The sequence below is a fragment of the Amycolatopsis sp. NPDC003865 genome, from assembly GCF_053605345.1.
The window spans coordinates 88798-111858 of the sequence record NZ_JBSGJA010000026.1 but is presented as its reverse complement, the minus strand read 5'-3'; the positions used below and the strand labels follow the sequence as shown (position 1 = coordinate 111858).

Below are 23061 nucleotides of genomic sequence, written 5' to 3'. Positions count from 1 at the left end.
TCACCATGGGACCCTGACCAGCTACGATGCGGGAAGGGGGTAAACGCCGAACCCGTCGATTTACCCCCTGCCGACGGACCGGAGAACGACGTGACTGACGAGCAGGCTGAGGGGCGGTCAGCCGCCGACCATCTCGTGCGGGAGATCCGGCGCCTCCGATTGGCCGCGGACCTGAGCCAGTCCGAGCTGGCCCGGCGGATCGGCTACACACGCAACTACGTGTCGCTGGCCGAGCGGGAGGGGCGAAACCTGCCGTCGCGCGAACTGGTCGATGCGCTCGACCGCGGCTTGCGCACGGGTGGCGAGTTGCGACGGCTTTGGGAGGCCGCGAAACAGGAACAGGCGGAGCTGCGGCGCGAAAACCGATCCCAGCGCACGACTCAGCTCAGGGACGATGCAGTGCGTGCCGGCATTCCGGCACTGCGGCGGGCGCTGCTGGCCTGCGACGAGCCGGACGACGGCCCTGTTCGTCCGGCGCACGTTCTGCAAACCGCGGTCGCCAAGGTGACGGAGCAGCGTGTTCAGGCGCGCTACGCGCAACTGGTCGTCGAACTCCCTGATCTCCTGATGGAGTTGGGGCGGGCGCGCCACATGGCAACCGGTGAACAGGAACGCAGTACCACAACGGAGCTGCTCATCCTGGCTTACCGAGCTGCTGACGGCTTGGCTTTCAAGTACGGCTACACCGACCTGTCGGGCCAGATCATCACCGCCATGCGACTGGCCGGATCACAGGTCGACAGGCCATTCCTGGACGCCGCAGTCGCCTATGTGCGTACTGAAATGTTCTTCGCTGCGAAGGACCTGGAAACGGCGCACCGCTCGCTCGTCCGGGCCATTGATCGGATACCGGCCTCCCGATCCACAGCGGACAGCGCGGTCGCGCGCGGATCGTTGGCGATGCGGGCTGCTGTCGTTTCCGCACGTGCTGGCAAAGCAGAAGAGGCCAGCGATCATCTCGCGGATGCCTACCGAGCCGCCGAGGGCACGCCTGAAGGCGTCTACCTCGGAACGGCTTTCGGCCCCGCTTCGGTCCGGATCCACGAGGTGGCTGTTGCGCAGGAGCTCGGCGACAGCCCAACGGCGGTTCAGCGCGGTACCGGCTGGCACCCACCTCGCGAGCTTCCGGCCGAGCGGCGATCGCACTTCTACATCGACCTGGCTCCGGCGCAGCTCGAGGTCGGGCGGCTCGACGACGCCTTCGCGTCCCTCCAGTTGGCCAAGCGCGTCGCGCCGCTGCACACCCGGGAGCACCCGCGAGTCAAGGCGGCGCTGCGGTCGCTGCTGCGCGGGCAGCGGTCGGTCAGCGATGAGCTGGCGACGTTCGCCGCCTGGGCTGACGTGTCGTGATCAAGTTCTGGCGATCAGGCTGGGCAGTTCGTTCAGCGAGTCGATGACCCAGTCGGCGTTCGCCAGTACTGCTGGGTCGTCAGCCCACAAGTGTCCCCAGGGGCCGCGGCGGATCAACACGGTCCAGAGCCCGGCGGCGTGACCGGCGACGACGTCGTTGTCACGGTGGTCCCCGACGTAAAGCAGCTCGTTGGGAGTGACGCCGGCCAGCTCGACGACGCGCCGGAAGAAGGCGGGATCCGGCTTGGCGACGCCCCACTCAGCCGAGGTCGCGATCGCGTCGACCGGGAGGTCGAGCTTGCGGAGCAAGCTCCCGGCCTTGGCAGTCTGGTTGCCGGCGAGCCCGACCCAGAGCCCCCTCTGCTGGAGCTTGGCGAGGGCGGGCCGGGCGTCGGGGTAGATGTCGCTCTCGTCGATGTGCTCGCCGTTGCCGGCGTCCTCGCGACGCTGCCGCTCGGCGGCGACGTCGAAGCCCGGCCTGAAGTACCGGAACGTCTCGGCGTTGTCCCGGCCGGACGCGGTGACCGCCCCGAGAACGGTCGAGAACGTGTGCCTGCCGACGCCGATCCAGTCTGCCCAGGCGTTCCACTCGCGCGTGTCGTCGAGCACGGTTTCCCCGATGTCGAGGACGACCGCCCTCACCGGCATGGCGCTTCCTTCCCGTCGGAGACGTTCCACGCCCGAGTCTGTCACTCCGCTAGTGCCGTGGCAGGCCGCCCCTGACCAAGTCCAGCTGAGCTGCCCCAGGCCGCGTTCGATCGCCTGGTCGCGGCGGGGTTCAACAGCCGCCTGCTCTGATCGGCGGAAGTCGATCAAGTCAGTCGCGGACCGTGACGGCCGTGCTGCGATTGGGTGATCTGTCGCTACTTGTGTCCACACGGACACGGAGCGGGCATACCGTGGTTCTTCCAGGTAGGGGGGCCTGCCGGGCGAGTTTCGACGGCGGTGGGGAGGGCCGATGACCGAAACCGGATCCCGCGGTTTCGCAGCGGCGCTGCGAGGTCGTGAGTTCCGCGCGCTGTGGCTCGCCGAAGCCTTGTCGGTCTTCGGCGATCAGGTTGCGCGGGTGGCGCTCGCGCTGCTGGTCTACGCGCGTACGGACTCCGCGGCGCTGACGGCGCTCACCTACGCCCTGACCTTTGTGCCGGCGATCCTGGGTGGCTTCTTGCTCTCCGGTCTGGCGGACCGCTATCCGCGCCGGACGGTGATCGTCGTGACCGACGTCGTGCGCGCCGTGCTGGCGGCGGCGATGGCCGTGCCGGGGATGCCGCTCTGGATCCTTTGGGCGTTGATCGGCTGCCTGACCATGGCTGCGGCGCCGTTCAAGGCCGCTCAGCTCGCGCTCCTCCCGGACGTGCTTCCGAATGGGCTGTACCAGGCCGGTCTAGGCCTCCGGCAGATCAGCACGCAGACGGCCCAGGTGGCCGGCTTCGGGCTCGGGGGCCTGCTCGTGACGAGCTTGAGCACGAGCGGCGCGCTGCTGGTGAACGCCGCAACGTTCCTGGTCAGCGCCGTTGTAGTCGCCGCGGTGGTCCGAACTCGTCCCGTCAGCCGAGCCGAGACCAAGACGACGCCGCGGTCAGCTTCGGTGGCCACCGACCCGCGCATGGTCGCCATCTACATGCTGGCCGCGATGATCGGATTTCTTGTCGTACCTGAAGGCTTGGCGGCGCCATACGCGAACGCGGTGGGCCTGACGTCGATCGGGGTCGGCGTCCTGATGGCGGCCGATCCTGTCGGCAGCGTGCTCGGCGGCTGGCTGGCCAGCCGGCTCCGGCCCGATACCGCGCTCACGGCGAAGCTGGTCGTCGTGCCGGCAGCGGCGTCCGGCCTGCCCCTGATCGCTTGCCTCGCGCTACCAGGCGCTTGGTGGGCCGCAGGCCTCTGGGCGGTCTCGGGTGCGCTGTCCACCATCTACTTGATCCGGCTGCAGGCGGTCGTCGTCGAGCTGGTGCCGGACGCGCGTCGCGGCACCACGATGGGACGGCTGAGCACCTGCCTCTACAGCTCGCAGGGCATCGCGATCCTCGGCGCCGGCGTCGTCGCCGAGCGGCTCGATCCCGTCTTCGTCGTTGCCGGGTCGGGCGCGGTGGCGTCGCTCTCCGCGGTCGCGGCCGGGTTCGTCTGGTGGGCGGCTCGACCTCGGCAGGCGAGAACTGTCGAGGACGAGCCCGCACCGGTGGATTCAGCGCGCTCAGAAGTCCTTGTTACGCATAGTGACCCCCTCCCGGAGCGTCCGGCGGCGGGAGGAGCCGAGGTGCGGCGGCCGGAGCTCGAGGACCTCGGGTCCTCCCCTGGGAACGGAAGCGAGATCAGTATGCCGAACGAGGGGGTCGCTGAGCGCTCTGGTTGGTCACGATGGGCTATCTGGTTGCTACCGCGGCCCGCGGCGGTGTTTCTGCTGGTCATCGACGCCATCGCGGTAGCTGCCGTCATCGTCGACGCGGGCGCCCCGATGGCCTGGCGAGATGTCGTGTCCTGCGGGTTGATCGTCGGGCTCGGCATCTTGGCCGCGGAGATGACCCGCCGGGTCGAGCGCCGGCGACGGCGGTTTTCGGACACCCCGCACGTCAACTTCTCGTCCGTGTGGACCCTGGCCGCCGCGCTGACCCTCCCGACCGCCTTGGCCGCCCTCGTCGCCGTGCTGCTGTACGGGCACCTCTGGCTGCGCAGCTGGCGGGGCGTCGCCGGGATCCACGCGCACAGAGTCATCTTCAGCACGGCGAACGTGATCTTGTCCTGCCAGATCGCGGGGTGGGCAGCCCGGCAGCTGCACGTCGTGCCACCCGGTCAGGAACCCGGTGTCTGGACCGCGGTGGGCTTGGCCTCGGTGATCGCGATCTACTTCGCCGCGAACTCGACGATCGTCGGGGTGGCGATCGCCCTCGCCAGGCGGAGCATTTCGTTCAAGCGGATGCTCGGCGCGCTCAACGAGAACATCCTCGAGCTGGCGACGTTGTGCATGGGCGCGCTGACGGCGGTCCTCCTGACCCTGCGCCCGTGGCTTGTCATCGTGTTGTTCCTGCCGCTCTACGCGCTGCATCGGAGCGTCCTGATCCGCCAGTTCGAGCACGCTTCGACCACCGATTCGAAGACCGGGCTGCTCAACGCCGCGAGCTGGCACGCCATCGCGGCGAAGGAGATCGACCGCGCTCGCCAGCACGGCTTCAGCGTCGGTGTCCTGATGATCGACATTGACCACTTCCGCGACGTCAACAACGTTCACGGCCACCTGACCGGCGACAAGGCACTCATCCTCGTCGGCAACGCCATCCGGAGCGAAGTCCGGAGCGACGACCTCTGCGGGCGGTTCGGTGGCGAGGAGTTCGTCGTCCTGCTGCCGGGCAGCTCGCCGGACGCGATTCACGCCATCGCGGACCGCATCCGGGAGCACGTCGAACGCACCGTCATCGAGCCGGATTCCGGACCCGGCTTCCACGTCAGCGTGTCGATCGGCGCAGCGGCGTTCCCCGCGGCGGGCAGTTCGCTGGAAGAGGTCCTGATCTCCGCCGACAACGCGCTGTTCGCGGCCAAGGACGCCGGGCGCAATCAGGTCCGAGTCGTCAAGTCGACCGCCTAGCGATGACCGCGGCTGTCGGCTCGTGTCTGGTCGCGACGCTGCTGCGACCACGTGGCCAACGGACGCAACGCGCGCAGAAGCGCACGGCCGTCGGGTGACAGCTTGTACCAGACATTGGAGAAGGCGCTGCCTTCCGCGCGCCGTTCAACGAGCCCGTCCTGCTCCAGCCGCCGGAGCGTGTCGGTCAGCGTGCGAGCCGTCAGTGGCTTCGAGTGCGCCGTCCAGCCGGAGCGCTCCTCGGCTTCGTTGACCTCGTTCCGCAGCTTGGTGAACTCCAGTTCGCCGAGAGCGAGGGTCGCGAGGACGGCGACGGTCCAGTCGCCCCGCAGCAGGGCAAGCACCTCGTACACGCTCTGCCGGTACGGCACGTCCCAGTCATCCACCCCTGCAGACCTATCACGAAGTGCCGCCCGGCTTGCCCCAGTCGAGCCCTTGACGTCCCGTCGGCCGGACACCTTCGTCCGAACGAGTGAAGATCCGTCGACTGAGTCCAGACTCACCCGTCGACTTACCTTGCACTCAGCCGAGGTCAGGCCGCTAAACCGGAAGTCACCTGGGCTCCGGCGCCTGGGAACGGAAGAGGAATCGAAGGGGACGGTGGCCGGCCGTGTCTGGCGAGAAGGCCGGCCGGTCACCGAGATCTACAGGGGGAGGGAAGCTGCGATGACGTCTTACTCGCTTGAGCCGATCCATCAGCTACCCGTTCGCGAGGAGCATGGCGGCCAGCGTGCCGGCGATCAGGAACGGTCCCATCGGGATCGCGGTCCGACGCCGACCGAGATGCATGATCGCCGCCGTGATCGCGGCGGCCAGCCAGGGCAGCAGACTGCCGAGAGCGAGCGTTTGCCAGCCGAACCACGCAAGCGCCGCCCCGAGAGGAACGGCCAGCTTCACGTCCCCGCCACCGAGCTGGCCGGGCGCCGTGAAGTACACGGCGAGGAAGAACGCGGCGGTCACGGCCGCGCCGGCGACGGCGCGAGCCAGCGAACCGGCTTCGCGGTTGAAGACGGCGGTCGTGACGACCGCGGCGCCGACCGAACCGGCGAGTCCGAGAACAAGCAGGTTCGGCAGGCGACGGTGTCGCGCGTCGGCGAAGGCGAGTGGCACGCCGAACGCCGCCACGCTTGCGGAGATCGCGAACGGCGCCACGCCGGGAACGCGCCAGGCGAGCGCGCCGACGATTGCGGCCGCGATCACCAGCTGCGCCGCTACCTGCCGGCGGGGAGAACGGACCACGAGCGCACCAACCATCACGACCGCGACGGCGGCCGTGATGCCGGTCAGGATGAACAGGGGTAGCGGAATGATGTCGACTCCGTCAGGTGCGGTTCGTCCATCATGGACGAAGGTGTCAACCCACGCGATCTTGCTGGGCCTCGCTGCGCTCACGCTCAGCGCGTGCTCCGGCGGCGGTTCTTCCGCACCGTCAGCCTCTGCGTCGAACCCGCCGGCGACCAGCTCGACCTCGGTTCCGCAGCCGGCTCCTGCGCCCCAGCTGGCGACCGATGCCTACGTCGGCATGTGGCGAGCGATGGCAAAGGCCGGTGAGACGGCGGACTGGCAATCACCCGAAGTGGCGAAGTACGCGACCGGTGACGCGCTCGGCGTGATCAACCGCAGCCTCTACACCGACCACCTCAACGGCGTGGTGTCGAAGGGCGCGCCGGTGACGAGCCCGAAGGTCACCGAGGAGAAGCCGCCGAGCAAGCCCACGACGATCATGATCTCCGACTGCGGGGACAGCACGAACTGGTTGAAGTACAAGAAGGACGGTTCACCTTTCACCGACTCACCGGGCGGGCACCGCGCGATCACCGCGGAGGTCAAGAAGCAGGCCGACGGCTCGTGGAAGGTCACCAGGTTCGCGGTCGAGGGGGTGGGGACATGCTGAACCGTGCGGCGCCCGCGGCCGTGCTGGCGGCGGCCATCGTGGTGATCGGTGCCGCGCCAGCGCTCGCCGACGGCTACGGCTACACCGACTGCAGCCAATACCCGAACCCCGGCTGCGAACTCGGAGTGGGCAAGGGCGGGCAGCAGGGTGGCGACCACGGCAACCAGCCGAACAAGCCCGGAGGCCCGGGGCACCACAACTCCGGCGGCGGCCCCTCGGATCCCGGCGGCGACACGATCATCGGCGGCGGCAACCTGGCCCAGTGCGGCTACGAGCGCAGCGGGTACCAGGGACCGCCACCTGGAAGTGCTCAGCCGGCAGCGTTTCATGTCCCGTCGAGGACTGGACCGGCCACGGCGGTGCCCGCCGCCTATCGGCGACTGGCGGGCGCGCAGCCGCCGTCCGGCGCCTGGTACGTCTACAAGTGCACCGGGGCCGGCTTCCGGGACGCGCTGTACCGGCCACCCGTCTGGATCGCGGACGGTGAGCCAGGTCCGGTGCCGCTGCCGTCGCCCGCTGAGCTCGCCGCCCAGGCGCGGAACCAGCTGCGACTGCCTGCGCCGAAGATCAAGGCGAATCCGGCCGGCGACCAGCTGGTCACCCTGCCGACCTGGCTGTGGCTGGACCGGAGCAGCTGGGGCGACGTCTCGGCCACCGCGTCGGTGCCGGGGGTCTCGGTGACCGCGGTCGCCAAACCGACCTCGGTGACCTGGTCGATGGGCGAAGGTGGCTCGGTGACCTGCACCGGCCCCGGCTCGCCGTTTCCCGGAGGCGGTGACCCGAAGAGCGCGTCGCCGGACTGCGGCCACACGTACAAGGCGTCCTCGGCCGGCCAGCGCGCGGACGCGTTCCCTGTGACCGCCACGGTGAACTGGACCGTGACGTGGTCGGGCGCCGGCACGGGCGGCACGTTCCCGAACATGACGACCTCGGCCTCGGCGGCGTTCCGAGTGGCGGAGAGCCAGGGAATCGCGACCGGCTGAGGTCCGGCACGCACAACACAACCCTCGTTTGAGAAAAGGCACGTCGAACACCCGAGTCGACGCGTCGCGATGGCGTCATGCCTTGAGGAGGTCGGTGGTGACAACTACCGCAAGTTCAACCAGCCCGGACGTGAAACCCGCGTCGCTGAACTCGTGGGCGAGCCGTGATAGCAAGACGCCCGCACGCCTGAGTGGTGGAGGCCGACGCCGCAGCGTGCCCCACCTGCTGCTCGGCGTCCTGCTGGTCGCCGTTTGCTCGGCCGGAGGCGTATTCGCCGGGATGCAGCTCGGCGACCGCGAAAGCGTCGTCGCGCTTGCCCGTGCCGTTGCCGTGGGCCAGCTTCTCGAGGTTCAGGATCTCAAGCAGGTCAGCATGGCGGTGGACTCCGGAATGGACGTTCTGCCCGCGTCGGCAGCGTCCACTGTGGTCGGCCGGCCGGTGGCATTCAGTCTGCCCGTCGGCTCGTTGGTGACGCGCTCGGTCCTCGGCGTCCCCCAGATTCCTGCGCCCGGCAAGGGTGTCGCGGCGGTGGGGCTGAAGCCGGGACAGTTTCCGCCCGACCTGGCGCCCGGAACTACGGTGGCCGTCCTCGCGACGCCGGGGCAAAGCCCAGCTGTCGGAACGCCGGTCGGCCAGACGTCGTCATGGACCGCGGTAGTGACCGCAGTTGCCGCCCGGGAGACCGAGCAGATCACCGTGGTCTCCTTGCAGCTGGCCGAATCGGACGCTCGCGCGTTGGCTTCGGCCCCGGCGGGCCAGCTCAGCCTCGTCGCGATTGCCGGGGGAGGACGCTGATGCTGATCGCCGTCTGCTCCCTCAAAGGCTCGCCCGGTGCGACCACCCTGGCGACCGCGCTCGGCGCCTGCTGGCCGGCCCAGCAGAGTCCGATCGTCGTCGAAGCCGACCCGGCCGGCGGCGACCTGATGGCCCGCTTCCGGCTGCCCGACACACCGGGCCTGGTTAGCTTGGCCGCAGCGGCCCGAGGCCGTGGAGGTGCCGACCCGAGCCTGCTCGTCCAGCATTCCCAGCCTCTGCCGGGCGGCTTGCGGGTCGTGCCCGGCCCGGTCGGCGCCGAACAAGCTCGTGCAGCGCTCGCCGTGCTGGCCTCCGGACTCTCGTCGCCGCTGCGTCGTGCGGCCGACCAGTCGGACACCGTGGTCATCGCCGACTGCGGCCGGGTCGATCCCGGTTCGCCCACGCTGCCGATCATCCGCGGTGCGGACGCGATGCTGCTGCTTGCGCGCCCGCACGACGACGAGCTCGCGCACGTCGCGCTCAAGCTGCAGGCCGCCCAGCAGTGGTCCTGCCGACCGTGCCTCGTCCTGGTGGGCGACGGCTACCCAACCGCGGAGGTCTCGCAGACGCTGCGGATCCCGGTAATGGGCCGCGTCCCCGCCGACACCAAGGGCGCGGCGACGCTCACCGGCCAAGGCACAAGCCGGCGCGGGGCTGACAGGTCCGCGCTCGGCCGGGCCGCGACAACGATCGCTCTCAACCTCCACGCGCACCGACGCCAGCCGACGACCATCGACGGAAGCCGACCACCGCACCGGCGGTTGGCAGTCGTCGGCGAGTCGGTGCCCGGCGTACCCCCGCAGCGGGTCGGCCCGCACATCCGGAACGGCGCGACGCCATGACGCGCCCCGACCTGGCCGCGCCGGTCAACGGCCACGTGCCTGGACCGACGGACCTTCCGCACCGGCCCGTCGGCGAGACCGCGGCGGTGGAACGGCTGCGGCAGCACCTGCGCGACGAACTGTCCACCCAGCTCAGCCAACGCGTCCGAGCCGATGAGTCCGCCGGTCGGCCGCCAATGGACGCACCAGCACGCCGGCGCCTGGCCGAGGCCATCTTGACCGACGCCGCCGAGGCGCACGCGCAGGCCGAACTACGCAACTCCGCGGCCGGCGGGATGCTCGTGGCGCCTGACGTCGAGCAGCGCGTGATCCGGCAGGTCCTTGACGAGGTCTTCGGCCTGGCCGGTCTGGAACCGCTGCTCGCCGACACCGACATCGAGAACATCAACATCAACGGCGACCGCGTCTTCGTCAAGCGCGCCGACGGCGGTCGCAAGCGTTTGCCTCCGGTGGTCGGCTCCGACACGGAGCTGATCGAGCTCATCCGGGACCTGGCGACCCGTTCCGGCGTGGAGGAGCGAAGGTTCGACCGCGGTAGCCCGATCGTGAACTTCCAGCTGCCCGGCGGCGAGCGCGTCTCCGCGGTCATGGCGGTGACCGCGCGGCCGTCGGTGTCGATCCGCCGGCACCGGTTCACGAAGGTCACCTTGGCCGACCTGCGCAAGAACGGGACGATCGACCTCGCCCTGGAGAGCTTCCTGAAAGCCCTCGTGAAGGCGAAGCGCAACATCCTCGTCACCGGCGGCACGGCGATCGGCAAGACCACCATGCTGCGCGGCCTGGCCTCGGCCATCCCACCGTGGGAGCGCCTGGTGACCATCGAGGACGTCTTCGAGCTCGGCCTCGGCGAGGACCCCGACGCCCACCCGGACGTCGTCGCGCTGCAGGCCCGCGAACCGAACATCGAGGACCAGGGCGAGATCTCGCTGTCGGACCTCGTGTGGCAGTCCCTGCGGATGAGCCCGGACCGGGTCATCGTCGGGGAAGTCCGCGGCCCCGAGGTCATCCCGCTGACCAACGCGATGTCCATGGGCAACGACGGCAGCATGGGCACCCTGCACTCGTCCAGCAGCCAGGGCGCGTTCACCAAGCTCGCCGCCTACGCGGTGCAAGGCCCGGAGCGGCTGCCGATGGAGGCCACCAACCTCCTGGTCGCCGCCGCGCTGCATTTCGTGGTGCACCTGGAGAAGCCCCGAGACGACCCCAGCAAGCGCATCGTCTCCTCGATCCGCGAAGTCGTCGGTGCCGACGGCACCCAGATCATCAGCAACGAGGTCTGGCGGCCCGGCCCGGATCTGCGCGCGGTGCCTGGCGCGCCGCTGCGCACCGACACCGTCGACCTGCTCGTCGAAGCGGGCTATGACCCGGACCTGTTCGAGCGGCGCGAAGGCTGGTGGACGCCATGACGGCCGTACTTGGCGTGCTTGGCGGTGGTGTCGCCGTCGGGATGCTGCTCATCGTCGCCGGGCTGCGCGGTCGGCCTGCGCGTGCGGTGACGTCGTCGCGGCTGAGCACCTGGCTGGCCGCACAGCACGACCGCAAGCAGGTCGGCCTGCTCGCCGTCGCCGTGCTCACCGGCCTGGCGGTCGGCGTGGTCACCGGCTGGGTGGTCGGCGGCATCCTGACCGTGGTCGCGGTGGCCGGCCTGCCGCGGATCCTCGGCTCGAACGTCGACTATCAGCACCAGCTCGAACGCATTGAGGCGATCGCCGGGTGGACGGAGATGCTGCGCGACACCCTCGTGGCGGCAGCCGGACTGGAGCAGGCCATCCTCGCCACCGCCCCGGCCTGCCCGGAGGCGATCCGCGAGGAGATCACCGAGCTGGCCGTCCGGCTGGAACGCGGCGAACGTCTCCCACCGTCCCTGCGTCACCTCGCCGACCAGCTCCGCGACCCGACCGCCGATCTGGTGATCTCCGCGCTCGTACTGGCCGCCGAGCACCAGGCCCGGCAGCTGGCCGACCTTCTCGGCGAACTGGCCAGCGAGGCACGCGAGCAGGCGTCGATGCGCATGCGGGTCGAGGCCGGCCGTGCTCGTACCCGGACCAGCGTGCGAGTCGTCGTGATCACAACGCTCGTCTTCGCGGTCGGGCTGGTGCTGCTCAACCGTGGCTACCTCGCTCCGTACGACTCGGCGTTCGGGCAGATCATGCTGCTGCTCGTCGGCCTGCTGTTCACGGTCGCCTTCACCTGGCTCGGGCGGATCGTGCGCCAGCGTGACCCCGAGAGGTTCCTGACCGAGCTGAGCGCGATCCGCCAGCACGACGCCGACGTCGACGACCTGCTCACCGGGAAGGGAGCGTCATCATGATCGAGGCGTTGCTGTGGGGAGCCGGGCTCGGCGTCGGCTTGTGGTCGCTCGTGGTTTACGTGTTCCCGCCGCGGCCGCCGCTGCGGGCCCTGGTCGATCGGCTGCACGCGGCGCCAGCGCCGCCGCCTATCCTCACCGCGGAATCCGACGGTTGGGCGCTGCGGGTGGGCCGCCCGTTCGTCAAGCCGCTGGCTGCCCTCGGGTTGACCAACAGCAAGCTACGCAACGACCTCGCGGTCACCGGTAAGGGCATCGAGCGCCACCTGGCCGAGAAGGCGGCGCTGGCGCTGGCCGGGTTGCTGCTGCCGGCCGGGATGCAGGTGCTGCTCGTCGTGGCAGATGTCGGCCTTGGCTGGGAAGCTCCTGCGATAGCCGGTCTCCTCTTCGGGCTCGGCGGATTCCTGCTCCCGGACATCCGCGTTCGAAAGGAAGCCGGGCGGCGCCGTTCCACCTTCCGGCACGCGTTGTCGGCCTACCTGAACCTCATCCGGGTCCTGCTGGCCGGCGGTGCCGGTGTCGATGGCGCGCTGTCGGATGCGGTCGGGATTGGCAAGGGCTGGGCGTTCCAGCAGCTTCGTCGCGCGCTGGTCACCGCCAAGCTGACCCGCACCACGCCGTGGGCCACCCTCGGTCGGCTTGGTGGCGAACTCGACGTGCATCAGCTCTCCGAGCTTGCCGCGTCGGTCAGCCTCGCGGGTACCGAAGGCGCCCGGGTCCGCGCGAGCCTCGCGGCCAAGGCCGCAGCTCTACGTACTCGCGAGCTCACCGACGCTGAGGGCGATGCCCAGGCAGCGACCGAACGGATGAGCCTGCCCGTGGTGATGCTGTTCATCGGCTTCCTCGTCTTCATCGGATATCCCGCCCTTGCCAGCGTGTTGGCTGGCTTATGAGTCCACTTCAGACGGTCTTACCTTCAAGGAGAAGCTGATGTTGAACGAAGTTCAGATTCTGATCGCCCGTGTCCGTGCCGAGCTGGAACAGCTCCGTCGTGACGAAGAGGGCTACTCAACCGAAGCCGTCGTGGTGACCGCTGCCTTGGTCCTCCTGGCGATTGCCGTGGTCGCAATCATCGTCGCCAAAGTGACCGAGAAGGCCAACGGCATCACCCTCTAGGCCGATGACCACGATGCCTCGAAACGCACTGCGCCGACTTCGCACGGATGAGCGCGGCGCCGGCACGGCCGAGCTCGTCATCGCCACCCCGCTGCTGTTGCTGCTGGTTCTGCTCATCGCTCAATTCGCGTTGTACATGCATGCCGTCCACATTGCTCAAGCTGCTGCGTCGCAAGCCCTTTCCGTGGCACGAATCTCCGGCGGCAGCTCAGCCACGGGTGACACCGAGGGACAACGAGTTCTCACGCAACTGGGCAACGGACCGTTGCAGGAGACCTCGGTGCACGTTCAGCGCGGAGCTGCCCAGGTATCCGTGACGGTCACCGGAACCGTGACCAGCCTGATCCCATTCACAACCCTCGCGGTCCACGCAGAAGCCGTTGGGCCAGTGGAGAAATTCACCCCGCCGAGCGAAGCCGGGGCGGTGACACCATGACCGCGGGCCGCAGCCTCCTTGCGCTACGGCGGGACGACCGGGGGTCCGCCGCGGCCGAGCTCACCCTTCTGACCCCGGTGCTGATCCTGCTGCTGTTGTTCGTCGTCTTCTGCGGCCGGCTGGCCGATGCCAAGCTGCGGGTCAACGACGCCGCCCACCAGGCCGCCCGCGCCGCCACTCTGGCCCGCAGTCCATCACAAGCCACCGCCAACGCTCAGGCCACTGCCAGCGCGGCCCTGCGCTCGGCCGGGATCGCCTGCCAGTCGCTGTCGGTTTCCGCCGACACTCAGGGGCTCAAGCCTGGGTCGACGGTGACCGTGACCGTGTCGTGCAGCGTCGGACTCGGAGACCTGACCGCGCTCGGCGTGCCCGGCAGCCGGACGTTCGAGTCCACCTTCTCCTCACCGGTCGACGTCTGGCGCGGCACCTCTGGAGGTACAGCATGAACTCGATCGGAGTACTACGTCGGCTGCGCGACGATGAAGAAGGACGGGTAACCGCCTTCGTCGTCACCATCGCGCTCGCGGCCCTCCTCTTCGCCGCCCTCGTCCTCGATGGCGGGCTGGCGCTGGCCGCCAAGGTCCGCGCCATCGGCGAGGCGCAGGAGGCTGCACGGGCCGGTGCCCAGGAGATCGATCTGGCTGCGTACCGCGCCGACGGCTCGCTGCGCCTGGTCCCGCAGCGGGCTGGCGCCGCGGCCCGGAGTTACCTCGCCGCCGCGAGGCACACCGGCAGCGTGTCGGTCACCGGCAACAAGGTCGCCGTAACTGTCACCATCGACCAGCCCACCCGGCTGCTCGGGCTCGTCAGCATCGCCTCGATCACCGTAACCGGAGCCGGACAAGCTGAACCACAGCGCGGAATCTCCGGCGTACTTCCATGAGAGGACTCGAAAATGGCGACTACCGAAGAGATCGAACGCCGCATCGAGGAGGCGGACGCAGCCCGGAGCGCGAAGAGGACTGAGGCCGCGCGGCGCGTCGGCGAGCTCGTGCAGCAGCGGACTGAACTGGCCGAGAAGCTCAGCGAGATCGACCGGAGGCTCGGCGACATCCTCGTCGGAGCGAGCGACGTCATTGGCGTCGACGAACTGGCCAAGTTCACCGATGTCCCGGCAGCTGACCTCGCCCAGTGGCGCGACGGCCGCAAGACGACCCGGGCCAGGCGTAAGCGGCAGACCGCGAGCGCGCCTACCCCGAAAATCAGTCCGAGCGCGCCGCTGACGCTCGCCGAGACGCGGACGTCGGCCGCTGATGCGTCCACGCGGGCTTCCGTACCGGTGCCGTGACCGCGCAACCGCCCCTCTCGCGCCGGACGCGGGTGTTCGCCGCGGCACTCCGGTGTGTCCGCGGACTGCTTGCGTCCGGCGTCCTGGTCGGCCTCGCGGCGGGCCTGCCCTGGGCTCTGGTGCACTTCGTGGGCTGGCCGCTGCCGGACCAGCTGCCGACCTGGGACGAGATCCAGGCGACCCTGCTCAACCCGATGAGCGTCCGTTTCCTGCTGGACACCTTGGCGGTGGTCTGCTGGATCGTCTGGTTCTTCTTCGTTCTGGATGTCCTTCGCTGCTGCGTCGACGCGGCGCGCGGAATGACGTGGCCGAGTCGCCGTGCCAGCCCACTGCGCGGGGTCGCCGCGGTCCTCGTCGGGACCATCGTGCTGACCCTGCTCGGCAGCCGGAGCTCGTACTCGGCGCCGCTTGCGGGCACCGCGGCGCCCACCGTCGGCCTCCGGCCGGTCGCCGCCGTCGCATCGCTACCTCCAGGTCCGGAACCACAGGCGACCAGCGTGGTGATCGATTCCGCCGCGCCGGCTCCGGCCGGCATGGTCCAGGTCACCGAGGAAGTCCGGCTCCCACACGACAGGGTCTACGACAGCCTGTGGCGCGTCGCCGAGCGCCTCTACGGTCCTGGCGGCGGCAGCCGCTGGCCCGAGCTCCTTCAGCTGAACCGCGGCGTGGAGCAGCCCGACGGACGCGCGCTAACGAACCCCAATCTCGTGCGGCCCGGATGGAAGATCACCGCGTACATCCCGGCGCCCAACCAGGAGCATCCGTCAGTGCCGCCCCGGCAACCACCACCTCCCACGACCACGGCGCCCACCCAGCCTCCTCCGGAACCAACCGCGGCGGGGGAGCACCGCGAAGACCGTCCCGAGCCTGCCGTGGACCTGATGACGGGCGTGTTCGTCAGCCTCGGCCTCGCCGGAGCGATCGCCGCGGCCGTGGTGTCGACCAGGATGTGGCGTCGGCGGCGCTATCGGATGGGAAGCGGCGACCGCGCTGACCTTCAGCGTCCGATCGCCCCCGTGGTCCGCGCCCTCTGCGCCGCGCACGACGACGGAGACCTGCGGCCTGGTGAAGTTGCCGAGCTCGTCGACCTGGCATCACCGGGGGAGTCGGAACTCAGCGGCGAGCTGGCCCAGGTGCCCGCGAAGATCGGCGTTCGAGAACGTCGCGAACTGGCCCTGAGCCTCGCCAGCACCCGCGGGCTTGGCCTTGCCGGCGCCGGAGCGACCGCGGCCGCTCGTGCGCTGCTCCTGCACCTGCTCGCCGAGCAGCAGCCTGGCAACGGTGTCGGCGTGATCGTGCCCGTTGACGACTTGCGTCTGGTTTTCGACGGCGTCGCCGTTGAGGACCTGCCGAGCAGCGTTCACGTCGTCGCGACGCTCGATGCCGCGCTCGACGAGATGGAGGCGGTCCTGCTGACTCGTACTCGCGACGCGATCGAGGTGACCGGAGCCCGGCCCGCCGTACCTTCGCTCGTACTGCTCGCCAGGCCTGCATCCCACGCTGATCGTCGCCTGCAAGCCGTCCTCGACAACGGCTCGACGCTCGGCATGGCCGGCGTGCTCCTCGGCCAGTGGCGTCCCGGGGCGACTCTGCTCGTCCGCCAGGACGGCACCGTCAGCGCGACCAGTCCCGGGATCGACGACGTCCTCACCGGTACGCGCCTGTTCAACGTTCCGGCCGCCGACGCCACCTCTCTCCTCGAAGTGCTCCGAGCTGCAGAGAGCGCCGCCGAACAGGCTCGGGAACCGGTTCCCGAGCAGCGATCAACGGAGGTCGAGGCGAGCAGCTCGCTCGAGCAGGAGGAGCAGCACGCCGAGGACAACCAGCCGGTGGCTCGCGAGGAGCCGCCGGTCGGCACCAAGCAGCCCCGGCTGTTCCTGCGTGTGCTGGGCCGAGTCCAACTCGCCGTACGGGATGAAGCAGGTGATCGCGAGCTGGGCGGTGCGTTCACGCCGAAGCAGCGCGAAGTCCTCGTCTTCCTCGCGCTGCATCCCCAGGGAGTCCGGCGCGAGGTCCTCAACGAGGCCGTCTGGCCCGACAGCCGCCCGCCGCGGCCGTACAACTCATTCCACAACACCCTCTCGACGTTGCGCCGCGCGCTCGCCGACGCCACCGATGGCCAGACGGGCAACCTCATCCTCAACGAGGACGGCCGCTACCGGCTCAGCGACGAGCTCCTCGACGTCGACTTCTGGCAGCTACAGCGCGCTCTGCAGGCGCAGCACTCACCTGACGAGCTCGGCAGCGCCGGCCTCCGCGACGCGGTCGAGCTATACCGCGGCGATCTCGCCGAGGATCTGCTCGCCCAATGGATCGAACCCTTCCGGGAGTCCGTCCGCCGAGGTGTCTTGGATGCGCTCGGCGCGCTGATCCGCGCCGACGGTGACATCTCCCCGGAGACCGCGCTAATTCTGCTCGAACGAGCTCGCAAGTTCGACAAGTACAACGAAGGCGTCTACCGCGATATCATTCGTATGCAGGCACGGTTGGGCCAGTACGCGGCTATTCCGCGGACCGTCGCGCTCCTGACCACGACGCTCGCCGAGATCGACCAGCAGGTGAGTGCCGAGACCCTCAATCTCGCCGATTTTCTCCAGCGTCGAGGCAGCACGCGATGGAAGGATGCCGCCGACAGCGCGGCAGCTAGCTGACCGGCGGAGGATGCTGCCTCCCCAGGGTCCTGGTGACGGTCTTCTCGCGGTGCCTGTTAGAGCGGTAGCCCTCGCCAGCATGTGAAGCGCCAGGTTGGCAGGCTTATTGTGCCTACCGATGTGGTGCCCGACTCGGATGCCGGCAGGCATGTGAACAGTCGGGAGGGGCTGGCTGCCGACAGGTGCGTTACCGCGCAACCGAATTTATTCGAACAAAATCCTTCCGTCCCTCTTCTTGCCTTTATCTCTTGCGCTCTATTTACCTTGGCTTTGTTTATTCTCGTATCTGCTCGTCTATGTTTCCGACGGTGAGCTGACCTGTGTGCTTGCATTCATCTGCTGACTCCTTGCTCCGGTCCGGCGAGTCTGCGAGGAGCACATAATTGTCGGGTAAATAACCCGTTGGGGTCTTGATTTTCTGTGGCCCGGTCCTAAAATGGATTGTAGGAGAGAACGGGACGGCAACCCCGAACTCTCCGGTTCGCCAACCAACACCGCTCACCTGACTGAAGGCTCAGTGATGACCATGCTTGAGGCGTGCGTGTCCCAATTTTCCCTTACCGTCGACGCGGCGGACACCATTCAAGCCCTGGTGGGCAGCTCAGACCACCCTTGGGGCCGACGGCTCCACGATGCGCTGAAGTTCGCTACCTACGCGGAGTGCGCGTACGCCGTCGAGCCGCACGCGCGTGTCGAAGTTGCGGACTTCCGGCCGGACGCGCCCAAGTATCCCGACGTCGCCGACCGGTCCGTGTCCGGCGTGTTGGGTGAGCTGCAGGCGGCCGGGTACGTCGACACGCGCGACGTGCTGCAGGAAGACGCGGGCCAGACCTACCTGTCCGAGGGACGCACGGTGACGGCCGTGCACGTCGTCCGGCCCTTCGCGCTGGTCGGCGTCGACTACCGCTTTTCCCGGGAAGCCAACAGCCGAGCGATCCGGTACGGGCACGCGTACGCCGACCGGTGGGAGATCACCGAACGCGCCTACACCGTCCCGGCCGGGTGGTACCTGGTCGGCGAGACGGGCGACTTCACGATGGACCTGGTCGGCGTCGCCGGTATCTCGGGGGACAGCGACGACTTGCTGTGCTCGCTGTTCGAAATCGAAGGTTTCGGCGCGTCAACATGTCTTGCCGGGTGCGGGTCGTGCGGGATGCGCTGGGCGGCGGATTCGGGATCGTGGCACTTCCGGCCCGACGACTGCGACGCCGACGCCTGGGACTTCGACGACGCCGCCGAGATCGACGACGAATCCGGGACCGTCCCGTGCCCGGCATGCGCTACCGGTCGCGTCGGCTTCTCCATCTTCTGATCTTTCGCCGTTGCGCGGGCGGTCCCGCGTCTTCGTGAGCTGTGCGCTCACCTCTACTTCCTTGTGAGGCTGGAATGTTTGCTGTGCTCTCCGTGGACGGCACCCCGATGGGGCTGTCCGACGACGTCGTCGAATCGATCACTCTGCACTTCGACACGGACTCGGCTCCGACGCATCGGTGCCGAGCGTGCGGGGAGGAACTGGCCGAGACTCCGGACGGCTACGAATCGACGTCCGGCGGCATCGCGTGTGCCGACTTCGAGCCGACGGCCGACACCGACCCGGACTGCGGCGAGGGCCCGCACGATCCCGAGCGGATCCCGCTGTCCTGGTGCAATAGTGCGGCCGTCCACACCGACGAATCCGAAGACTCGGTCACGGTGTCCATTTCGGTCGGTGACCCGCGCGGCGCCTTCACCTTCACCATCCGGCGCGTGCCGGACGACGCCGACGGCGACCTTGCCGGACGGCTGATCATGCACACCCCGTACGCCGGAGAACCCATGCCGCACGCCGCCTTGACGGTGCTGCACGAAGGGACCCACGTCGTCGGCACCTACGCGCCGACTCGGCGTCTGCACTCGGTTCCTCCCGCCGCCTGAACGCCTACGGAGGTTCCCGATGAACACCGCACCAGCAGGCGACCGCGCTCAGTCGGGCGAGGTCTACGTGACCGTGGCCGACTCGGGCGTCGTCTTCCCGGCCGTGATCGAGGACAGGCGTTGGAACGGGTTCGCTCGGCCGCGCTTCAGCCGTACGGCGGCCGAAGCCGTGGTGGCCTGGCTGACCGACTGCCACGGTGCCTTCGCCGCTGCATTCGACGGCGGGGCAGTCGACATCACCGGAACCGCGGCCGGTAGCACGGAACGCATAGAACCGGACGCCGATGGCCGCTACCCGATCGGCGCCGGTTCGTGGGAATGGGAACTGACCACGCCAGCCGCCGACATCGCCGCCGAGCAAGCGTTGCTCGCCGGTGCTCACCGGCTCGCACCCGAGGCGGGCGAAGTCCTGGTCAAGATCAACGCGACCGGCAACGATCCCGGCTTCCCGGCCCGGGTGGACCCCGTGTCCGGCTGGAGCCGGTCGGGGACCCCGCGCTTCCGCCCCGACGTCGCGGTCGTCGTTGTCGCCTGGCTCAACGCCTGCGGGCGGCAGTACCCGGGCGCCACGTTGGCGTACTGGGAGGACCGCACGATCATGCTCCTTGACCCGCTCGCCGCGATCCAGGACGGATACGTGCCGACGCAAGTCGTCCGAGAGGCGGACGGCCGGTACTCGATCGGCGCCGATTTCGAGTGGGAGCGCGCCAAAGGCTAGAAGCTCGCGGACAACGAGAACACCCATAGCCGTGGTGTTCCGGGACGGCAACCCCGGCACACCACCGAACCACCAACACCGCACCAAACCCATCCGAAGGGATCCGTCATGACGCGCACACCCCGTCGACCGTCCAGGGCTGCAACGAAGGCCCGGCGCACGGTTACGCCCGAAGAACGCGCCGAGCGCCTCGAAGCTGCCCGCGAGCAGCTGCTGGAGGGCGTGGACAAGCTGATGACCGCCGACGGCTGGCAGCAGCTGATCACCTCCCGGGCGTGGCTGCGCCGCTACAGCCTCAACAACCTGATCATGATCCTGCAGCAGTGCCCGGAAGCCACCGACGTTCGGCCGCTCTCGGAGTGGAAGCGCGAAGGCTACGGCTTCATGCGCAAGGGCACGCACCAGATCAAGATCTGGAAGCCGTGCTTCCGCAGGACGACCGAAGACGAGAACACCGAACCGGCAGAAGGCGCCGAGGCGGATCCGGACAAGGCGCCCGCGTTGTCGGGATTCATGCTCGTGCCGGTCGTCGACGTCTCCCAGCTGCAGGGGAATCCGCGGGCCGCGCAGCCGTCCCCGCCGGAACCGATCGCGCTGTGCGGTGACGCGCCACGCGGCCTGTGGGACGGGGTCGCCGCCCAGATCGGCGCATGCGGCTTCACGGTCGAGCGTGGAGACTGCGGCGGTGCTTTCGGCCGGACCGTCTTCTCCGAGCGGCGCGTGATCGTGCGCGACGACGTCGAACCCGCGCAGGCTGCGAAGACGCTGACGCACGAGCTGGCGCACATCCTGTGCGACCACGAAACCCGTTTGGCCACCACGCCGCGGCATGTTCTGGAGGTCGAGGCCGAGTCGGTGGCGTGCATCGTCGCCGCGGTCTGCGGGATGGACACGCTGGCGTACTCCGTGCCCTACGTCGCCGGTTGGGCGGCCGATCGCGAGACGGCACGCACGTCGGCGGAGTGCGTGCTCCGCGTTGCAGATCGGATCCTGGACCGGCTTGGCCACGCGGCAGCTTCACCTGTGGCGGCTCTCGAGGATCTGGCTGCTGCGCACGGCGTTCCCGCGGTCGCGTGAATCGGCCGGGGCGCGCTATGACTCCTTCAATCCTGGGCTGCGCCGAGCTCTATGGTCGCCTTCGCTACGTCACCAACCACGCCGGGGCGCAGCGGCGAACCCATCCGCCCGCCGGCACGTCAACCGCATCCGCCTTCGACGACCACGACCCGCTCGGCTTGCACGGCCACGTCCTGCAGGGCCTCGGCGCTACCCCCGAATACCTCGACGGCTTCACCGGGGCCTCGGCCGGCTATTCGGCGTTCGGATTCCGGCTCACCGAGAAGGCAGCTCGCCTGGCGCGGCTCTCGGAGGAGTTCGAAGCGTCCTGGACGTGGGGTGACGCCATCCGAGCCGCGGCCAGCCTGGCGCACCAGATCGACAACGCCGAGGACGACCAGGCGCTCGGCGACGTGGCCTTGCTGGCCGTGGCCCGCCACGTCGGGCGTCAGCACCCACCCGAGATGACGCCGTTACCCGGGTGGGCGCCGCCCGACACACCGCTGTTCCTCGACGGATACCCGGCGACGCTGTTCGGTCACGTGGCCGCAGATCTGCGCGTGGACGCCGTCACCGCGACCTGCACGCGGGAAACCCGGGCGGCCACGCTGTTCCGGTCGCTCGGCTGGCGACTCACGCCGCGGGCCGAAGCCTTGGCCGACGCGGTGCAGCGTTACGAAGCAAAAGGGCTTCGCTGGCCCGACGCTATTGCCGCGGCGGCAAAGACCGATGTGACGCATCTCGAGCGGCACAACTGGGACCGCTGAAACACGATTCCGAATTTGTTAGTGGCGCCCGGCGGGTGAACACCTCCGGAGAGGCGCGGCAACCACCCGCCGGGCTCCAACACCGCACACCCCAGAAGGGTGCGCGAGCCTGCAGTCTAGCGCACGGCTCGTACCTGCGGCGTGACGCCGTGCCGTGCCTCTGATCGCTGGAGGGAACTCCCGTGTCTTCATCCCGTCGTGCAATTTCCACTTCTGTCGACGCTGGGCAATTCGCGCATAAGATTGCCTCGGCAGTCGAGTCCGCATGGCACCGAACCTATGGAACCGGCCGGCTTGATATCCCGGTTTCAGTTGTTGCCACACTTGCCGCCTTGCCGGAGAAAGATTCGTGCGGACACAACGTCAGCGAATCGGTGCTCAACTGGGACGCCGACACCTTCCACGACTTCGCGCGGCACACGTGGTCATCGGTCATCCGGCGCCGCACCGAAATCACGCACCTCCTCCATCCGATGATCGCGTGGATCTTCGATAACCCGGACCGCGACGTGCGTGGCCACGCACTGGCCGTCGCGCAGGCCGCGCTGCGAGCGGGGCAACCGCACCTCACTGGCACGGAACGACGCTTCGATGTCGACCTGCTCGGCACCGCGCTGACCGTTCTCCGGCCGAAGTCAGCACTCAAGGCACGCGGCCAGTTCTACACGCCCGGGTCCGTCGCGAAGCTCCTCGCCGGCATGTCCGACATCCAGGAGCACAGCAACGTCACCGACCCGATGATGGGGACCGGAGGCATGTTCCGCGCGGCCGCGGAAGTCCTGCGCGAGCAGGGCCGAGACCCGCGCACCATCCGCTGGATCGGGTGCGACGTCGACTCGCTCGCCGTGGCCTGCGCCACAGTGAACAGCATGATCTGGAATCTCGGAACCGACATCGTGTTCCGTACCGGCAACACGCTCGAGCCGGGCTGGCCGGAGGTGGCGCTGGCGCAGCGCGAAGAACTCCGCCAACTGGGCCGTGACCTCGAGCGCGACCGGGTGGTGTTGTCCTTCCTGAGGTCGCTCTGAACGATACTCATTGAATCGCGATTCGCGAATCACTATAGTTTGCTCGTGGTTAGGACAGAGCGCGCTCCGGACCGTCGCGTGTCGGCTGCGGTGTTCGGGAACAAGCACCGCCTCGAGTTGCTAGTCGCGCTGGCGGAGGCAGGAGACGAAGGCGTGAACCTGTCGGAGCTGTCCGAGGTCCGGAACGCGCCTGCGAGCGTGTATTACGGGCCGATCCGAAGTCTGATGAACGTGGGTTTGGTGGACCGGCTGGGCCGGGTAGCCGGGGACCGCCGATGTTGGTACCGGAGGCGCGAGAGCCGCTTTTGGGACTATGTTGGACCTCTTGCCCGGGACT

Annotated in this window: 24 protein-coding genes; 21 read left to right on the top strand and 3 right to left on the bottom strand. The window is 68.9% G+C overall.

Annotated elements, in window-relative coordinates:
• Nucleotides 1-90: 90 nt before the first annotated feature.
• Nucleotides 91-1350: a helix-turn-helix domain-containing protein gene (locus tag ACWEVP_RS42230; protein ID WP_452068206.1), complete on the top strand. Its 1260-nt coding sequence runs from the start codon at nucleotides 91-93 to the stop codon at nucleotides 1348-1350.
• Here ACWEVP_RS42230 and ACWEVP_RS42225 read toward each other — a convergent pair whose 3' ends face one another.
• Entirely contained in the window at nucleotides 1351-1998 is a 648-nt protein-coding gene (locus ACWEVP_RS42225; protein WP_452068205.1) for an HAD family hydrolase, read from the bottom strand. It abuts the gene before it with no gap.
• A gap of 310 nt (nucleotides 1999-2308) precedes the next feature.
• On the opposite strand from ACWEVP_RS42225, the gene ACWEVP_RS42220 reads away from it, so the two are divergent.
• The gene (locus ACWEVP_RS42220; RefSeq protein WP_452068204.1) at nucleotides 2309-4930 is read left to right on the top strand and encodes an MFS transporter; all 2622 of its coding nucleotides are present in this window, start codon (nucleotides 2309-2311) and stop codon (nucleotides 4928-4930) included.
• Here the strand turns inward: ACWEVP_RS42220 and ACWEVP_RS42215 are convergent.
• Nucleotides 4927-5313: a winged helix-turn-helix transcriptional regulator gene (locus tag ACWEVP_RS42215; RefSeq protein WP_158641374.1), complete on the bottom strand. Its 387-nt coding sequence runs from the start codon at nucleotides 5311-5313 to the stop codon at nucleotides 4927-4929. The two genes, ACWEVP_RS42220 and ACWEVP_RS42215, sit on opposite strands and share 4 nt — an antisense overlap.
• A 313-nt stretch (nucleotides 5314-5626) precedes the next feature.
• Nucleotides 5627-6319, bottom strand: coding sequence for a prepilin peptidase (locus ACWEVP_RS42210; protein ID WP_452068203.1), 693 nt, complete (start codon nucleotides 6317-6319; stop codon nucleotides 5627-5629).
• 142 nt (nucleotides 6320-6461) lie between these two features.
• Between ACWEVP_RS42210 and ACWEVP_RS42205 the strand changes: the two genes are divergently transcribed.
• From ACWEVP_RS42205 to ACWEVP_RS42115, 19 genes are all read left to right on the top strand, one after another.
• Complete coding sequence (locus tag ACWEVP_RS42205; RefSeq protein ID WP_395937537.1) at nucleotides 6462-6821, top strand: hypothetical protein; 360 nt, start codon at nucleotides 6462-6464, stop codon at nucleotides 6819-6821.
• Nucleotides 6815-7804, top strand: coding sequence for a hypothetical protein (locus tag ACWEVP_RS42200; protein ID WP_452068202.1), 990 nt, complete (start codon nucleotides 6815-6817; stop codon nucleotides 7802-7804). The genes ACWEVP_RS42205 and ACWEVP_RS42200 overlap by 7 nt, the downstream gene beginning before the upstream one ends.
• Before the next feature lie 214 nt (nucleotides 7805-8018).
• Nucleotides 8019-8600, top strand: a complete 582-nt coding sequence (locus ACWEVP_RS42195) for an SAF domain-containing protein (protein ID WP_452068201.1) — start codon at nucleotides 8019-8021, stop codon at nucleotides 8598-8600.
• A complete protein-coding gene (locus ACWEVP_RS42190) occupies nucleotides 8600-9442 on the top strand; it encodes a chromosome partitioning protein (RefSeq protein WP_452068200.1) in 843 nt (280 codons plus the stop codon). The genes ACWEVP_RS42195 and ACWEVP_RS42190 overlap by 1 nt, the downstream gene beginning before the upstream one ends.
• Nucleotides 9439-10848, top strand: a complete 1410-nt coding sequence (locus ACWEVP_RS42185) for a CpaF family protein (RefSeq protein WP_452068199.1) — start codon at nucleotides 9439-9441, stop codon at nucleotides 10846-10848. The genes ACWEVP_RS42190 and ACWEVP_RS42185 overlap by 4 nt, the downstream gene beginning before the upstream one ends.
• Nucleotides 10845-11753, top strand: coding sequence for a type II secretion system F family protein (locus ACWEVP_RS42180; RefSeq protein ID WP_452068198.1), 909 nt, complete (start codon nucleotides 10845-10847; stop codon nucleotides 11751-11753). The genes ACWEVP_RS42185 and ACWEVP_RS42180 overlap by 4 nt, the downstream gene beginning before the upstream one ends.
• On the top strand, nucleotides 11750-12643 hold the full coding sequence (locus ACWEVP_RS42175; RefSeq protein WP_452068197.1) for a type II secretion system F family protein: 894 nt from the start codon (nucleotides 11750-11752) through the stop codon (nucleotides 12641-12643). Before ACWEVP_RS42180 ends, ACWEVP_RS42175 begins: the two co-directional genes overlap by 4 nt.
• A 37-nt stretch (nucleotides 12644-12680) precedes the next feature.
• Nucleotides 12681-12866, top strand: a complete 186-nt coding sequence (locus ACWEVP_RS42170; protein WP_452068196.1) for a hypothetical protein — start codon at nucleotides 12681-12683, stop codon at nucleotides 12864-12866.
• A gap of 4 nt (nucleotides 12867-12870) precedes the next feature.
• Nucleotides 12871-13302 (top strand): TadE/TadG family type IV pilus assembly protein, encoded by a 432-nt coding sequence (locus tag ACWEVP_RS42165; RefSeq protein WP_452068195.1) that lies wholly within the window; start codon nucleotides 12871-12873, stop codon nucleotides 13300-13302.
• Complete coding sequence (locus ACWEVP_RS42160) at nucleotides 13299-13748, top strand: TadE/TadG family type IV pilus assembly protein (protein ID WP_452068194.1); 450 nt, start codon at nucleotides 13299-13301, stop codon at nucleotides 13746-13748. The genes ACWEVP_RS42165 and ACWEVP_RS42160 overlap by 4 nt, the downstream gene beginning before the upstream one ends.
• Complete coding sequence (locus tag ACWEVP_RS42155) at nucleotides 13745-14185, top strand: hypothetical protein (protein ID WP_452068193.1); 441 nt, start codon at nucleotides 13745-13747, stop codon at nucleotides 14183-14185. Before ACWEVP_RS42160 ends, ACWEVP_RS42155 begins: the two co-directional genes overlap by 4 nt.
• 12 nt (nucleotides 14186-14197) lie before the next feature.
• On the top strand, nucleotides 14198-14590 hold the full coding sequence (locus ACWEVP_RS42150) for a hypothetical protein (protein ID WP_452068192.1): 393 nt from the start codon (nucleotides 14198-14200) through the stop codon (nucleotides 14588-14590).
• Nucleotides 14591-14718: 128 nt separating this feature from the next.
• Nucleotides 14719-17241, top strand: coding sequence for a hypothetical protein (locus ACWEVP_RS42145; RefSeq protein WP_452068191.1), 2523 nt, complete (start codon nucleotides 14719-14721; stop codon nucleotides 17239-17241).
• A 520-nt stretch (nucleotides 17242-17761) separates the two neighbouring features.
• Complete coding sequence (locus tag ACWEVP_RS42140; RefSeq protein WP_452068190.1) at nucleotides 17762-18553, top strand: hypothetical protein; 792 nt, start codon at nucleotides 17762-17764, stop codon at nucleotides 18551-18553.
• Between the two features lie 74 nt (nucleotides 18554-18627).
• Nucleotides 18628-19155, top strand: coding sequence for a hypothetical protein (locus ACWEVP_RS42135; protein ID WP_452068189.1), 528 nt, complete (start codon nucleotides 18628-18630; stop codon nucleotides 19153-19155).
• 19 nt (nucleotides 19156-19174) lie between these two features.
• Nucleotides 19175-19873, top strand: a complete 699-nt coding sequence (locus tag ACWEVP_RS42130) for a hypothetical protein (RefSeq protein ID WP_452068188.1) — start codon at nucleotides 19175-19177, stop codon at nucleotides 19871-19873.
• A gap of 108 nt (nucleotides 19874-19981) precedes the next feature.
• A complete protein-coding gene (locus tag ACWEVP_RS42125; RefSeq protein WP_452068187.1) occupies nucleotides 19982-20950 on the top strand; it encodes a hypothetical protein in 969 nt (322 codons plus the stop codon).
• Between the two features lie 17 nt (nucleotides 20951-20967).
• Entirely contained in the window at nucleotides 20968-21696 is a 729-nt protein-coding gene (locus ACWEVP_RS42120; protein ID WP_452068186.1) for a hypothetical protein, read from the top strand.
• A 332-nt stretch (nucleotides 21697-22028) separates the two neighbouring features.
• Complete coding sequence (locus ACWEVP_RS42115) at nucleotides 22029-22724, top strand: N-6 DNA methylase (RefSeq protein ID WP_452068185.1); 696 nt, start codon at nucleotides 22029-22031, stop codon at nucleotides 22722-22724.
• Nucleotides 22725-23061 lie beyond the last annotated feature (337 nt).